General features: G+C 73.8%; 12 protein-coding genes. 8 read left to right on the forward strand and 4 right to left on the reverse strand.

The genetic code is table 11. From position 1 onward, the window contains the following. Positions 1-22: 22 nt before the first annotated feature. From NHH00_RS06805 to NHH00_RS06840, 8 genes are all read left to right on the forward strand, one after another. Positions 23-1,510 (forward strand): CoA-acylating methylmalonate-semialdehyde dehydrogenase, encoded by a 1,488-nt coding sequence (locus NHH00_RS06805; protein WP_253051441.1) that lies wholly within the window; start codon positions 23-25, stop codon positions 1,508-1,510. 7 nt (positions 1,511-1,517) lie between these two features. Continuing rightward, positions 1,518-2,900, forward strand: coding sequence for an aspartate aminotransferase family protein (locus NHH00_RS06810; protein ID WP_253051108.1), 1,383 nt, complete (start codon positions 1,518-1,520; stop codon positions 2,898-2,900). Between the two features lie 61 nt (positions 2,901-2,961). Further along, positions 2,962-3,798, forward strand: coding sequence for a nitrilase-related carbon-nitrogen hydrolase (locus NHH00_RS06815; protein ID WP_253051109.1), 837 nt, complete (start codon positions 2,962-2,964; stop codon positions 3,796-3,798). A 28-nt stretch (positions 3,799-3,826) separates the two neighbouring features. Beyond that, positions 3,827-5,263, forward strand: coding sequence for a dihydropyrimidinase (gene hydA / locus NHH00_RS06820; protein WP_253051110.1), 1,437 nt, complete (start codon positions 3,827-3,829; stop codon positions 5,261-5,263). Between the two features lie 24 nt (positions 5,264-5,287). Further along, complete coding sequence (locus tag NHH00_RS06825) at positions 5,288-6,355, forward strand: TIGR03842 family LLM class F420-dependent oxidoreductase (RefSeq protein ID WP_253051111.1); 1,068 nt, start codon at positions 5,288-5,290, stop codon at positions 6,353-6,355. Between the two features lie 145 nt (positions 6,356-6,500). After that, the gene (locus NHH00_RS06830) at positions 6,501-7,769 is read left to right on the forward strand and encodes a hypothetical protein (RefSeq protein ID WP_253051112.1); all 1,269 of its coding nucleotides are present in this window, start codon (positions 6,501-6,503) and stop codon (positions 7,767-7,769) included. Next, positions 7,766-10,684: a multicopper oxidase domain-containing protein gene (locus tag NHH00_RS06835; protein ID WP_253051113.1), complete on the forward strand. Its 2,919-nt coding sequence runs from the start codon at positions 7,766-7,768 to the stop codon at positions 10,682-10,684. Before NHH00_RS06830 ends, NHH00_RS06835 begins: the two co-directional genes overlap by 4 nt. A 91-nt stretch (positions 10,685-10,775) precedes the next feature. Then, positions 10,776-11,120, forward strand: coding sequence for a DUF2249 domain-containing protein (locus tag NHH00_RS06840; RefSeq protein WP_253051114.1), 345 nt, complete (start codon positions 10,776-10,778; stop codon positions 11,118-11,120). Positions 11,121-11,279: 159 nt separating this feature from the next. Here NHH00_RS06840 and NHH00_RS06845 read toward each other — a convergent pair whose 3' ends face one another. The 4 genes from NHH00_RS06845 to narH form a co-directional block, all read right to left on the reverse strand. Further along, the gene (locus tag NHH00_RS06845) at positions 11,280-11,807 is read right to left on the reverse strand and encodes a hypothetical protein (RefSeq protein ID WP_253051115.1); all 528 of its coding nucleotides are present in this window, start codon (positions 11,805-11,807) and stop codon (positions 11,280-11,282) included. An 81-nt stretch (positions 11,808-11,888) separates the two neighbouring features. Next, positions 11,889-12,623, reverse strand: a complete 735-nt coding sequence (gene narI, locus NHH00_RS06850) for a respiratory nitrate reductase subunit gamma (RefSeq protein ID WP_253051116.1) — start codon at positions 12,621-12,623, stop codon at positions 11,889-11,891. Then, positions 12,620-13,327, reverse strand: coding sequence for a nitrate reductase molybdenum cofactor assembly chaperone (narJ, locus tag NHH00_RS06855; protein ID WP_253051117.1), 708 nt, complete (start codon positions 13,325-13,327; stop codon positions 12,620-12,622). The genes narI and narJ overlap by 4 nt, the downstream gene beginning before the upstream one ends. Continuing rightward, positions 13,324-14,967 carry a nitrate reductase subunit beta gene (gene narH, locus NHH00_RS06860; protein ID WP_308202272.1) on the reverse strand — a complete coding sequence of 548 codons (1,644 nt, stop codon included), beginning with the start codon at positions 14,965-14,967 and terminating at the stop codon, positions 13,324-13,326. The genes narJ and narH overlap by 4 nt, the downstream gene beginning before the upstream one ends. Positions 14,968-15,009 lie beyond the last annotated feature (42 nt).

Here is a 15,009-nt window from a genome sequence, read left to right on the forward strand (position 1 = left end):
GACGGACGGCGGGCAGGCGCGCATCGGGCACTGGGTCGCGGGACGCGTGCGGCCCGACGCGGAGCGGTACGGCCCGGTCCACGACCCGGCGTCGGGCACGGTGACGGGACAGGTCGCGCTCGCGTCCGCGGGGGACGTCGACGCCGCGGTCGCGGCGGCGCGGGACGCGTTCCCCGCGTGGCGCGCGACGAGCGTCTCGCGCCGCGTCGAGATCCTCTTCGCGTTCCACCAGCTGCTCGTGGAGCACCGCGACGAGATCGCCGCGGTGGTGAGCGCCGAGCACGGCAAGGTGCTCGCCGACGCGGCGGGCGAGGTCGCCCGCGCGCTCGAGTGCGTCGAGTTCGCGTGCGGGATCGGCCAGCTCCTCAAGGGCGGGTACACCGAGCAGGCGTCGTCGGGCGTGGACGTGCACGAGGTGAAGCAGGCCCTCGGCGTCGTCGCCTGCATCACGCCGTTCAACTTCCCGGCCATGGTGCCGCTGTGGATGATCCCCAACGCGATCGCGTGCGGGAACACGGTCGTGCTCAAGCCGAGCGAGCGCGACCCGTCGGCGTCGCTCGTCGTCGCGCGGCTGCTCCAGGAGGCGGGCCTGCCGGACGGCGTCGTGAACGTCGTGCAGGGCGACCGGGTCGCGGTCGAGCGGCTGCTGGAGCACCCCGACGTGGAGGCCGTGAGCTTCGTCGGCTCGACGCCCGTCGCCCGCCACGTGTACGAGACGGGGACGCGGCACGGCAAGCGGGTCCAGGCCCTCGGCGGCGCGAAGAACCACATGGTGGTCCTGCCCGACGCCGACGTGGACGTCGCGGCGGACGCGGCGGTCTCCGCGGCGTACGGGTCGGCGGGCGAGCGGTGCATGGCGGTCTCCGTGCTCGTCGCCGTGGGCGCGGTGGCCGACCCGCTCGTCGAGGCGATCCGCGAGCGCGTGGCGCGCCTCGTCGTCGGGCCGGGCTCCGACCCCGCGTCGCAGATGGGGCCGCTCATCACGGCCGAGCATCGCGACCGGGTCGCGGCACGCGTGGGCACGGCGGCCGAGGAGGGCGCGACGCTCGTCGTCGACGGCCGCCGGGCGCCCGACGGCACCCCCGACCTGGGGGAGGGGTTCTTCCTGCACCCCACGCTCGTCGACCACGTGCGCCCCGAGCACACGGTGTACCGCGAGGAGATCTTCGGGCCCGTGCTGTCGGTCGTCCGCGCCGAGTCCTACGAGGAGGCCGTCGGGCTCGTGAACGACAACCCGTACGGCAACGGTGCCGCGATCTTCACGCGCGACGGCGGCGCCGCGCGCGCGTTCGAGGTCGACGCCCGGGCGGGCATGATCGGCGTCAACGTCCCCATCCCCGTACCGGTCGGCTACTACTCGTTCGGCGGCTGGAAGAGCTCGCTGTTCGGGGACCTGCACGTCTACGGGCCCCAGAGCGTGCAGTTCTACACGCGCACCAAGGTCGTCACGACGCGCTGGCCCGACCCGTCCACGGCGGGCGTCGACCTCGGCTTCCCCCGGACCCGGTGAGCGACCGATGACGACGGAGGAGCTCGCCCGGCGCACGTCGCGCACGCGCGCCGACGACCGGTACGTCTTCCACTCCTGGTCCGCGCAGGGCGCGATCGACCCGCTGCCCGTCGCGGGCGGCGAGGGCGCGTGGTTCTGGGACGAGGACGGCAACCGCTACCTCGACTTCGCGTCGCAGCTCGTCAACCTCAACCTGGGCCACCAGCACCCGCGCCTCGTCGCCGCGCTCCAGGCCCAGGCCGGGCGCCTCGCGACGGTCGGGCCGACCTTCGCCAACGACGTGCGCGGCGAGCTCGCCCGGCTCATCGCGGAGCGCGCGCCGGGAGCGGCGGGCGACGAGCGACGCTGGCGGGTCTTCTTCACGAACGGCGGCGCGGACGCCGTCGAGAACGCCGTGCGGCTCGCGCGCCTGCACACGGGGCGCGCCAAGGTGCTCGCCGCGTACCGGTCGTACCACGGCAACACCACGACGGCGATCTCCCTCACGGGCGACCCGCGTCGGTGGCCCAACGAGGTCTCGCCCGACCCGCACGTGCGCCACTTCCTCGGGCCGTACACGTACCGGTCGTCGTTCGGGGCGGCCGACGACGCGCAGGAGGGGGAGCGTGCGCTCGCCCACCTGCGGGACGTCGTGCAGCTCGAGGGGCCGGGGACGATCGCGGCGATCCTGCTCGAGACGATCGTCGGGACCAACGGCGTGCTGGTCCCGCCCGACGGCTACCTCGCGGGCGTGCGCGCGCTGTGCGACGAGCACGGGATCCTCCTCGTCACCGACGAGGTCATGGTCGGGTTCGGACGCGTGGGCGAGTGGTTCGCGGTGGACCGGTGGGGCGTCGTGCCGGACCTCGTGACCTTCGCCAAGGGCGTGAACTCGGGCTACGTGCCGCTCGGCGGCGTCGTGATCGGCGAGCACGTCGCGCGGACCTTCGACGACCGCGTGTTCCCCGGCGGGCTCACCTACTCCGGCCACCCGCTCGCGTGCGCCGTCGGGGTCGAGTCGGTCCGCACGTTCGAGGACGAGCGGATCCTGGAGCGGGTGCGCACGCTCGGCGCCGACGTGATCGGGCCGCGGATGCGCGAGATCGCCGCCCGGCACCCGAGCGTCGGGGAGGTTCGCGGGCTCGGGTTCTTCTGGGCGGTCGAGCTCGTGCGCGACCGGGAGACCCGCGAGCCCCTCGTCCCGTTCAACGCGAGCGGGCCCGCAGCCGCGCCGATGGCCGCCGTCGTCGCCGCGGTCAAGGAGCGCGGCGTGTGGCCGTTCGTGCACGTCAACCGTCTGCACGTCGCGCCGCCGCTCGTCACGTCCGCCGCCGACCTCGAGCACGGCCTCGCGGCGATCGACGCGGCGCTCGACGTCGCCGACGAGCAGGCCGAGGCGGTGCGGGCATGAGATGGGCCCGGTTCGCGTCCCCAGACCAGGCCCATCTCATGCCCACAACCGAGGAGGGGTCATGACGACCGTGCGAGCCGCGCTCACCCAGGTCCGCTGGACGGGCGACAAGGAGTCGATGATCGACGCCCACGAGAAGCACCTGCGCGACGCCGCCGACCAGGGCGCGAGGCTCGTGTGCTTCCAGGAGCTGTTCTACGGGCCGTACTTCTGCCAGGTGCAGGACGCCGCGTACTACGCGTACGCCGAGTCCGTCCCGGGGCCCACGGTCGAGCGGTTCTCGGCGCTCGCGGCCGAGCTCGGGACCGTCGTCGTGCTGCCCGTGTACGAGGAGGAGCAGCCGGGCGTGCTCTACAACACGGCGGCCGTGATCGACGCGGACGGGCGCTACCTCGGCAAGTACCGCAAGACGCACATCCCGCACGTGCGCGGGTTCTGGGAGAAGTTCTACTTCCGCCCCGGGAACCTCGGCTACCCGGTGTTCGACACCGCCGTGGGGCGCGTGGGCGTCTACATCTGCTACGACCGGCACTTCCCCGAGGGCTGGCGCGCGCTCGGCCTGAACGGGGCGGAGATCGTGCTCAACCCCAGCGCGACGAGCCGCGGGCTGTCGAACTACCTGTGGAAGCTCGAGCAGCCGGCGGCGGCGGTCGCGAACGAGTACTACGTCGGCGCGATCAACCGGGTGGGCGTCGAGGACCTGGGCGACGACGACTTCTACGGCACGTCGTACTTCGTCGACCCCGAGGGCGCGTTCGTCGGGGACCCCGCGGACGACCACGAGGAGGAGCTCGTGGTGCGCGACCTCGACCTGGACCTCCTGCGCGTCGTGCGCGACCGGTGGCAGTTCTACCGCGACCGCCGTCCCGACGCCTACGACGACCTCACCCGGCCGTGACCCGAGGATTCCGAGAGGGGAGCACGCGATGCCGCACACGCTGATCCGGGGCGGGACCGTCGTCGGGCCCACGGGCTCGACGCTCGCCGACGTGCTGGTCGACGGCGAGCAGGTCGCCGCGCTGCTGCGCCCCGGGGACCAGAGCCTGGGCGCCGACCTGGCCGCGACGGCCGAGCGCGTGATCGACGCGACCGGCAAGTACGTCATCCCGGGCGCCGTCGACTGCCACACGCACATGGAGCTGCCGTTCGGCGGGACGAACGCGTCGGACACGTTCGAGACCGGGACGCGCGCCGCAGCGTGGGGCGGGACGACGACGATCGTCGACTTCGCCGTCCAGCGCACCGGCGAGCGCGTCCAGGACGGGCTCGCCGCGTGGCACGCCAAGGCGGACGGGAAGTGCGCCATCGACTACGGGTTCCACCAGATCCTCGGCGGCGTCGACGACGACTCGCTCAAGGCCATGGACGAGCTCGTGGGCGAGGGCATCACGAGCTTCAAGCTCTTCATGGCCTACCCGGGCGTGTTCTACAGCGACGACGGGCAGATCCTGCGCGCGATGCAGAAGGCGCGCGACAACGGGTCGGTGATCATGATGCACGCCGAGAACGGCATCGCGATCGACGTGCTCGTGCGCGAGGCGCTCGACCGCGGCGACACCGCTCCGTACTTCCACGGCACGAGCCGCCCGTGGGAGACGGAGGAGGAGGCGACGCACCGCGCGATCATGCTCGCGCGCCTGACCGGGGCGCCGCTGTACGTCGTGCACATGTCGGCCAAGCAGGCCGTGGCGACGCTCGCCCGCGCGCGCGACGAGGGCTGGAACGTGTTCGGCGAGACGTGCCCGCAGTACCTCTACCTCTCGCTCGAGGAGCAGCTCGGCGCGCGCAGCGACGAGTGGGGCGACTTCGAGGGCGCCAAGTGGGTGTGCTCGACGCCGCTGCGCTCGCGCGCCGAGGGCCACCAGGACGAGCTGTGGCGGTACCTGCGCACGGGGGACCTGTCCGTCGTGAGCACCGACCACTGCCCGTTCTGCATGAAGGAGCAGAAGGAGCTCGGCCTCGGCGACTTCTCGAAGATCCCCAACGGGATCGGGGGCGTCGAGCACCGCCTCGACCTGCTCTACCAGGGCGTCGTCGACGGGCGGATCTCGCGCGAGCGGTGGGTCGAGCTGTGCTGCACGACGCCGGCCCGCATGTTCGGGCTCGACGGCCGCAAGGGCGTGCTCGCCCCGGGCGCGGACGCCGACGTCGTCGTCTACGACCCCGCCGGGCGCACCTCGATCGGGTACGGGAAGACGCACCACATGAGCATGGACCACTCGGCGTGGGAGGGGTTCGAGGTCGACGGGCACGTCGACCTCGTCATGTCCCGCGGGCGCGTCGTCGTCGAGGACGGCACGTACCACGGCAGCCCCGGGCACGGGCGGTTCCTGCGCCGCGGGCTGTCGGCGTACCTGCGCTGAGCGCGGTCCGGATCGGAGGCGGGCATGGACCTCGGGGTGGTGCTGCAGAACGACCCGCCCGCGTGGCGGGTCGTCGACCTCGCGCGGCAGGCGGAGACGTACGGCTTCTCGCACGTGTGGACGTTCGACTCGCACCTGCTGTGGGAGGAGCCGTTCGTCGTCTACTCCCAGATCCTCGCGGCCACGCACCGGGTGACGGTCGGCCCCATGGTCACCAACCCCGCCACGCGCGACGTCACCGTCACCGCCTCGCTCTTCGCGACCCTCAACGAGATGTTCGGCAACCGGACGATCTGCGGGATCGGCCGGGGGGACTCCGCCGTGCGCGTCATCAACGGGCGGCCCGTCACGCTCGCCGAGCTCCGCGAGGCCATCGGCGTGATCCGCGGCCTCGCGTCCGGGGAGGCGGTCCAGTACCGCGGCTCGACGCTGCGCCTGCCGTGGAACCCGGGCTCCCGGCTTCCCGTGTGGGTCGCGGCGTACGGGCCCAAGGCGCTCGCCCTCGCCGGGGAGGTGGGCGACGGGTTCATCCTCCAGCTCGCGGACCCCGACGTCGTCGCGTGGTCGGTCGCCGCCGTGCGGGCCGCGGCCGAGCGCGCGGGGCGCGACCCGGACGCGGTGCGCGTCTGCGTGGCCGCGCCCGCCTACGTGACCAGCACGGCGCCGTCGAACGGGGAAGGGCGGCGGGCGCTCGCGCACGCCTACGACCAGTGCCGGTGGTTCGGCGGGATGGTCGGCAACCACGTCGCGGAGATCGTCGCGCGCTACGGACCGGGCGGGTCCGAGGAGGGCGCCGGCGTGACGATCCCGCACGCGCTCACCGACTTCGTGGCCGGGCGCGAGGGCTACGACTACAACGAGCACGGGCGCGCGGGCAACACGCACACCGCGTTCGTGACGGACGAGATCGTCGACCGGTTCTGCCTCGTCGGTCCGGCGGAACGGCACGTCGAGCGGCTGCGGGAGCTCGCCGCGCTCGGGGTCGACCAGTTCGCCCTCTACCTCCAGCACGACGCCAAGGACGAGACCCTGCGCGCGTACGGCGAGACGGTCGGCCCCACCGTGCGCGACCTCGTCCGCGCGCGCGAGTGAACGTGCGGGGACGCCCCGCGCGACGTCCCGCCCGACGGCCCGCGTGACCGGACCCACGTGACTGCCCGAGCGCGACGGGACCTTCGGCCCTGTCCGGGCCCACCGCCGTATTCCTACGGTCGGGACCGTGCAAAACCCTCGGGGCGTGACGAGCAGGACGCCGTTCCGCGCGCTCCTCGTGCTGCCCGCCGGTGTCGCGCTGCTCACGGGGCTCGCGACCGGGCTCGCCCTGCTCGGGCTCCCGTCGCCCGTCCCCGCCGCGCGGGTCCAGGACGCGCACGGCCTGCTCATGGTCCTCGGGTTCGTCGGCACGCTCGTCGCGCTCGAGCGCGCCGTCGCCGTGCGGCGACCGGTCGCCTACCTCGCGCCCGCCGCGCTCGGCCTCGGAGCGCTCGCGCTCCTCGCGCCCCTGCCCCGCGCGGTCGGCCAGGGGCTCCTCGTCGCGGGGACGCTGGGGCTCGTCGCGATCTACGCCGTCGTGTGGCGACGGCAGCCCGCCGTCGCGACGGCGGTCCAGGCCGCCGGCGCCGTGCTCGCCGTGGGCGGCGCCGCGCTCTGGGGCGCGGGGCTCGCCGTGCCGGACCTGCTGCCGTGGCTCGTCGGGTTCGTCGCCTGGACCGTGCTCGGCGAGCGCGTCGAGCTCGCGCGGCTCGAGATCGACGCCCGCGCCGAGCGCACGGTCCTCGCCGGGGCGCTGGTCTTTCTCGGCGCCGCGTGCCTCGCCCTGCTCGCGCCCGCACCCGGGTATGCCGTCGCCGGGGCGGCGCTCGCGGCGTCGGCCGTCACGCTGCTGCGGCACGACGTCGCACGTCGCACCGTCCGCGGTCGCGGGCTGCCGCGCTTCGCCGCGGCGGCGATGCTCGCGGGCTACGCGTGGCTCGTGCTCGCCGGTGCCGCCTGGGTGTTCCTCGCGGCCGGTGCCGGGCCCTCGGGCCTCGGCCCCGCGGTGACGCTGCGGTCCGGGCCGACGTACGACGCCGTCGTGCACGCGGTGTTCCTCGGGTTCGGGCTGTCGATGATCGTGGCGCACGCGCCCCTCATCCTCCCGGCCGTCCTGCGCCGTCCGCTCCCGTACCGCGCCGCGATGTGGGCGCCGCTCGTCCTGCTGCACGCCTCGCTCGCCGTCCGGGTCGCCGGTGACCTCGCGGGCGACGGACCGGGCGCGGTCGCGGCCGTCCGCGTCGGCGGCGTCGGGAACGTCGTCGCCGTCCTCGCGTTCGTCGGCGTCGCGATGTGGTCGGCACTGCTCCGCGACCAGAGCTCTACCTCGCGTGACCAGAGCTCTACCTCGGCCGACCGGGCCTCTACCTCGCGTGACCAGGGCTCTACCTCGGCTGACCGGGGCTCTACCTCGTGCGACCAGGGTTCTGCCTCGGAACCGTCCGCCGTGCTGCCGATCGTCTCCGGAAGGTGACCGTGCCCGCGTCGCCCGAGCGGCCCTCGCTCCTGACCGCCCGACCCGCCGGACCGCTGCCCGGCACGCGGAAGGTCGGGGGAACCGGCCGGAACCTGTGGCTCCACGCGCTCGTCCTCGGCTGGTTCGTCGCCGAGGCGGTGCTCGTCGTGGTGCACCGGTTCGTGCCCGACGCGCTGTGGCTCATGGTCCACGTGCTCATGCTCGGTGCGGTGAGCACGGCGATCCTCGTGTGGAGCCAGCACTTCGCCGACACGATGCTGCGCCGCCAGGCGCCGGGCGGGCGCCCGCTGCACGTCGCGCGGCTCGCCGCGCACACGGTCGGCGCGCTGCTCGTCGTCGCGGGGCTGCTCACTGACGTGTGGTCCCTCGTCGTCGCGGGCGGGGTGCTCGTGGGCACGGGCGCGGTGACGCACGCGACGGTGCTCGTGCTCCAGGGCCGCGGCGCGCTGCCGTCGCGCTTCGGCCGGCTCGTCCGCTACTACGTGGTCGCCGCGGCGTGCCTCCCGGTCGGCGTGACGCTCGGCGTCCTCCTGGCCCGTGGCGGCGCGGGGACGGAGGCGTACGGCCGCCTCTATGTGGCGCACGTGACGCTCAACGTCCTCGGGTGGGTGGGGCTCACCGTGCTCGGCACGCTCGTGCTCCTGTGGCCCACGGTGCTGCGCACCCGCATCGAGCCCGACGCCGATGTCGCGGCCCGCCGCGCGCTCCCGGTGCTCACCGCGGGGATCCTGCTCGTCGTCGCGGCGTGCGCGGTCGGTTGGCGACCCCTCGTCGCCGCCGGGGCGACCGTGGTGCTGGGTGGCACGGTGACCGTCGGGCGGCACCTCGCGGCCCAGGGCCGGGCCGCGCAGCGCGGCGCGTGGGGGTTCGCCGCGTGGAGCCTCGCCGCGTCGGTCGTGTGGTTCGCCGGGAGCGTGGCCGCGTTCGGGGCCCGGGTCGCGACGGCGCCGTCGTGGGCCGCCGCGCAGGACGCGATCGGCGGGCTGCTGCTCCCGTTCGTCGTCGGGTTCGCCGCGCAGGTGCTCCTCGGCGCGCTCACGTACCTCGTCCCCGTCGTGCTCGGCGGCGGCCCCGCACGACGGCGGCGCACCGAGGCCGTCGTCGGCGCCGGAGGCGCGTACCGCGTGCTCGTCGCGAACGGCGGGCTCGCGCTGTACCTCCTGCCGCTGCCGTCGTGGGTGCGCGTCGGTCTGTCGCTCGTCGTCTTCGCGACCTTCCTCGCGTTCCTCGTGCTCGCGCTGCGCGCCGTGTTCGTCTCGCGGGGCGGCCCGGTCCCCGCGGGAGAGACGGTCCCGCGGGGCCGCCCGGACCCGGCGGGCGAGACGGTCCAGCGCCCGGAAGCGTCCCGGCCGACGGCGGCACCGTCCCCGGCCCAGCCGCCCGGACGGGGTGCGGCGAGCCCCGCGGCGGACGCTCCGGCGTCGGGCACGCGCCGCGGCGAGGCCGCCCGTGCCGTCGCCGCCCGCCGGGACGCGCAGGCGCGCAGGCCGCTCGCGGGCGCGGTGACGGCCGCCGTCGCGACGCTCGCGCTCGCGGTCGTGGGCGGCGTCGCGGCCGACCCGGTCGCGGCCGGCGTGGGGTCGGGGGTCGTGGGCGGCGGTGCCGTCGCCGGGACCGGAGGGGCCGGCGTGCCGGTCGCGGCGACCGGCCGCACGACGACCGTGCAGGTCGACGCCGCCGACATGCGCTTCGTCCCGGACACGATCAGCGTGCCCGCGGGCGACCGGCTGGTCATCGAGCTGACGAACACCGACGACGACGTGCACGACCTGGTCCTCGCCGACGGCGCGACGACCGGTCGTGTCGCACCGGGCGCGACCGCGACCCTCGACGCGGGCGTCGTGAGCGGCGACCTCGACGGGTGGTGCTCCGTGGCCGGCCACCGGCTCATGGGCATGACGCTCACGGTGGAGGTCACAGGAGGCGCGGCGCTCGCCGACCCACCCGGCCCTGAGGAGGCGCCTGCGGCCGAGGGGGCGCACGCGGGGCACGGGACGTCCTCGGGGACGGACTCGCTCGGCGTGGCGGACGCCGAACTCCTGGGCGGGCCCGGGGACGGGTTCGTCGCGCGCGACGCGACCCTTGCGCCGGCCGAGACGGACCCGTCCGGCGGGCCCGTCGTGCACCGGCGGACCCTCATCGTGACGGAGGTGGCGCAGGAGGTGGCGCCCGGCGTCGAGCAGACCGTGTGGACGTTCGGCGGGACCGCGCCCGGGCCCGTGCTGCGGGGGAAGGTCGGCGACGTCTTCGAGATCACCCTCGTCAACGACGGGACGATCGGGCACTCGATCGACTTCCACGCGGGCGCGCTCGCGCCGGACGAGCCGATGCGGACCATCGCGCCGGGGGAGTCGCTCACCTACCGCTTCACGGCGACCCGGGCGGGGATCTGGATGTACCACTGCTCGACCATGCCCATGTCGCTGCACATCGCGAACGGCATGTTCGGCGCGGTGATCGTCGACCCGCCGGACCTCGGCCCCGTGGACCGCGAGTACGTCGTCGTGCAGTCCGAGCTCTACCTCGGCGCGCAGGGCGCGTCCGCCGACGACGCGAAGGTCGCCGCCGCCGAGCCCGACCTCCTCACGTTCAACGGGTACGCGAACCAATACCGCTATGACCCGCTCGGTGCCCGGGTGGGCGAGCGCGTGCGCGTCTGGGTGCTCGACGCCGGTCCGAACCGCCCGAGCGCGTTCCACGTCGTCGGCGGCCAGTTCGACACCGTCTACCACGAGGGCGCTTACGCGCTCCCGCCGGGCACGTCCGGCGGCAGCCAGGTGCTCGGCCTGCTGCCCGCGCAGGGCGGGTTCGTCGAGCTCACGTTCCCCGAGGCCGGGACCTACCCGTTCGTCACGCACGCCATGTCCGACGCCGAGCGCGGCGCGTCCGGGACGTTCGCCGTGACGCCCTGACCGGCCCGCCCGCCGGCGGCGTCGTCCACGCCGGCAGCACCGCAGACCCAACACCCCACCCGGCGCTCGCGCCACGACCAGGAGGACCACCATGGCAGCAGAACCGATCGAGATCACCGAGCCCCCGCAGCACGCGGCAGTGCGCGGCGACGGGGACGAGGAGGGGCACGCCTGCGGGTGCGCGCACGACGACGCCGAGATCGTCCTCGACGTCCGCACGATCCCGCACGCCGTGCGCCACGGCGTCGTCTTCGGGGCGCTCGAGGCGCTCACGCCCGGGGACGGGCTCGTCCTCGTCGCGCCGCACGACCCGCTCCCGCTGCTCGCGCAGCTCGAGGGACGCGAGCCCGGCGCGTTCGACCGCGAGTACCTGTCGCGCGAGGCGACCGAGGTGAGGATCCGCCTCACGCGCCGCCCTGTGCCCGCACAGGCCTGAGCGGCCGGGCCGACACGGTCCCGACACGACGCCCGGCGGCACGGGGATGGCCGCCGGGCGTCGCCGTGCGCGCACGAGGTGCGCACGACGTGCTTGACGAACGTGATGCGGCGGTCCGGCAGCCGTCCCCATCCAACGCGAGCGGCGGACGTCGACTCGTCAGAGCATCCGTTCGCGGCGGGTGTTCACCTGGACGCACCGCGGGCACACGTGCATCGTCGAGATGCGGGCCCGTTCCCGATCACTCATCTCCTCCGGTAGTAGCACGGCCGCTCCGCACAGTGCCTGTGGCAAGTGAGCGACGACGATGTGTGCCCAATGAGATGGCCACCGGTAGGTCCACCGGAACCCGGACAGGCGCAGCGGTGATTGGTCGACCGTCGGGAGATCGCTCCGCTGCGCGATCGCGTCGCCGACCCGGATCGTGGGGATGCTGTTCGCCGTGTCCTCGCCGATACCGACGCGCGTGCGCAGGCACAGGTGAACGGTGAGGAACGGCGTACCGGGAGGCGTGATGGTGTCGGCTCCACTGACCGCGCCGCGACCGCGGGAGTAGTACCAGCGCTGGGCCGCGTCGACGTCGGAGTTCGTCGATTCTCGGGCGTGGAAGAGGCGCACGGCACCGTCGAACGACGGCAGCCGCACGACGTCGACCCCGCACCTCCTGCATGCCTCGGTGGCGACCATGGTGTCCCCTTCTTCTTGGTCGAGGACAGGGTAGAGCCCGCTCCCTACAGTCCACAGAGGGAGCCTTCAGACTGCCGCCGGCTACGGGGCCATCGGGGGCTCCCAGCCCCGGCGCGGTGCGCGCGACGTCGTCGCGACGGCGCGGCGCCGGTAGACGACGTACGGCCGCGTGAGGTAGCCGAGCGGCGCGGAGAACACGTGCACGAGGCGCGTGAACGGCCACAGGGCGAACAGCGCCAGGCCGCACAGGACGTGGAGCTGGAACGCGAGCGGGACGTCGGCCATGAGCGACGGGTCGGGCTGGAACGTGAGCAGCGAGCGGAACCACGGCGAGATCGAGCCGCGGTAGTCGTACCCGCCGCCGAAGATCTGGTGCTGGACCGTCGCGAGCGTGCCGAACCCGATCGCGGCGCCGAGCACGACGTACATGAGCTTGTCGGTGCGCGTGGTCACGCGGAAGACCGCGCCGGAGAGCCTCCGGCGCAGGACGAGGATCACGAGCCCGACGACCGTGAGGACGGCCGCGAACGTCCCGGCGATCGTCGCGACGAGGTGGTAGGCGTGCTCGCCCACGCCGACGGCCTCCAGCCACGGGCGCGGCACGAGGATCCCGACGACGTGCCCGCCGATCACCATGAGGATGCCGACGTGGAACAGCGGCGAGCCGAGGCGCAGCCAGCGGTTCTCGTAGAGCTGCGACGAGCGCGTGGTCCAGCCGAACTGGTCGTAGCGGTACCGCCACACGTGCCCGACGACGAACACCGCCGCCACCGCGTACGGGACGGCGACCCACAGCAGGACGTCGAGCGGGCTCATCGTCGGGTCTCCTCGGTCAGGCTCGGGATCGTGGCGAACGGCGTGAGGTGGGACAGGTCGCTCAGGCCGACGAGCTCGGTGGGCGGTCCCGCGGCGACCAGGTCGCGGAAGCGTGCCGCCGTCTCCGACTGCATCGCCGGCAGCGTCGCGACGAGCGCCGCGACGACGTGCGCGTAGGGGCTGCGCAGCGTCTCGAGCGCGGCGCGCAGGACCTCGATGCCGTCGCGGTGCGCGTCGAGCACCATGCCGGCGATCGCGCCGTCCGTGCGCGCGGAGAGCTCGAGCACCGTGGGCAGGTGGTCGGGCAGCTCCGAGCCGTCCGTCTCCCAGCCCGCCGCGCGGAACGCCTCCACGAACGTGACGAGCGCGGCGCCGCGCTTCCGGGTGTCCCCGGCCGCGTAGTACGACAGGTACAGGGAGCACCGGCGCTTGAGGTCGAACGTCGCGACGTAGGCGGCCTGGAGCTCGCGGAGGGGCACGGACACCGTGGCGTCGAGGAACGCGCGCAGGGGTTGCCGCACGTCCGGGGGCAGCCCGGCGACGACGTCCTCGACGTCCGCCCGGTGGGCGGCGGCCTCCGCGGTGGGGTAGTCGAGCAGGAGCGAGATCACGGTGTGCGCGGCGCGGCGCTGGTCGTCCGGCAGGGGACCGGGCGACGACGCGCTCGTCGAGGACACCGGCCGGGAGCGGGTCGCGCGCCTCATGCCGCACCCCCCGAGGCCTCCGGGCCCGCCGGTCGCGGCGGCGGGAAGAGCCCGCCCGGGGTCCCGTCGCCGTCCCAGGTGAGCAGGTTGACCCGACCCGTGGTGGAGGGGGTGTACGGGCTGGTGGCCCGTTCCTTCTCGCCGACCGCGTGGAACGACTCGCCCGTCGTCGGTCCCGCGCCCCCCATGCCCGGGCCGCCGTCGTAGTCGAGCGAGCACGCCATGTCGCTCAGCTCGCGGGCGATCTCGGTGTGGGCGGTGGGGATGACGTACCGGTCTTCGTACTTCGCGATCGCGAGGAGGCGGTACATCTCCTGGACCTGTTGTCCGGTCATGCCGACGGCGGTGGCGGTGTGTTCGTCGGGTTCGTGGCCGAGGTTGAGGTCGCGCATGTAGGAGCGCATGGCGGCCAGGCGGCGCAGGACCTTCTCGACGGGGGCGGTGTCGCCGGCGGTGAAGAGTCCGGCGAGGTATTCCAGGGGGATGCGCAGCTTCGAGATGGCGGCGAACAGGGTGCGTCCGTCTTCTCCGTCGTTGCCCGACGCGGTGATGACGTCGACGACGGGGGACAGGGGTGGGATGTACCAGACCATGGGCAGGGTGCGGTACTCGGGGTGCAGGGGGAGGGCGACCTCGTACTTCGTGATGAGGTCCCAGATGGGGGAGTGTTGGGCGGCGGTGATCCAGTCCTCGGGGATGCCCTCTTGTCGTGCGGCGGCGATGACGGCGGGGTCGTTCGGGTCGAGGAAGACGGCGCGTTGGGCGGCGAGGAGGTCGTGCTCGTCCTGGACGGCGGCGGCGTGGGTGACCTTGTCGGCGTCGTAGAGGACGAGGCCGAGGTAGCGCAGGCGTCCGACGCAGGTCTCGGAGCACACGGTGGGCAGGCCGACCTCGATGCGGGGGTAGCACAGGGTGCATTTCTCGGCTTTGCCGGTCTTGTGGTTGAAGTAGACCTTCTTGTAGGGGCAGCCGGTGACGCACATGCGCCACCCGCGGCACTGGTCCTGGTCCACGAGGACGATGCCGTCCTCGGCCCGCTTGTACATGGCCCCCGACGGGCAGGACGCGACGCAGGCGGGGTTGAGGCAGTGCTCGCAGATGCGGGGCAGGTAGAACATGAACGTCTTGTCGAACTCGGTCGCGACGTGCTCGGACATGTGCTGCAGGACCGGGTCCTGGTCCATGGTGGTGGTGGAGCCGGCGAGGTCGTCGTCCCAGTTCGCCGACCAGGAGATGGTCATGTCCTTGCCCGTCAGCAGCGACGTGGGGCGGGCGACGGGGGTGTGGGGGCCCTGGGGGGCCGACAGGAGCATGTCGTACTCATACGTCCACGGTTCGTAGTAGTCGTGGATCGAGGGCAGGACGGGGTTGGAGAAGATCGTGGCGAGCTTCTTCAACCGGCCCCCGGCGCGCAGCTTCAGCTTGCCCTTCGTGGTGCGGACCCAGCCGCCCTGCCAGCGGTCCTGGTCCTGGTAGGTGCGGGGGTACCCCAGTCCGGGGCGGGTCTCGACGTTGTTGAACCACACGTACTCGACCCCGGTGCGGTTCGTCCAGGCCTGCTTGCACGTGACCGAGCACGTGTGACACCCGATGCACTTGTCCAGGTTCATCACCATCGACATCTGCGCCATGACCTTCACCGGACGTCACGCTCCACTCCGGTACCCAGGTCACGCTCCGCT

This window comes from Cellulosimicrobium cellulans (genome assembly GCF_024124905.1).
GTDB lineage: Bacteria > Actinomycetota > Actinomycetes > Actinomycetales > Cellulomonadaceae > Cellulosimicrobium > Cellulosimicrobium cellulans_G.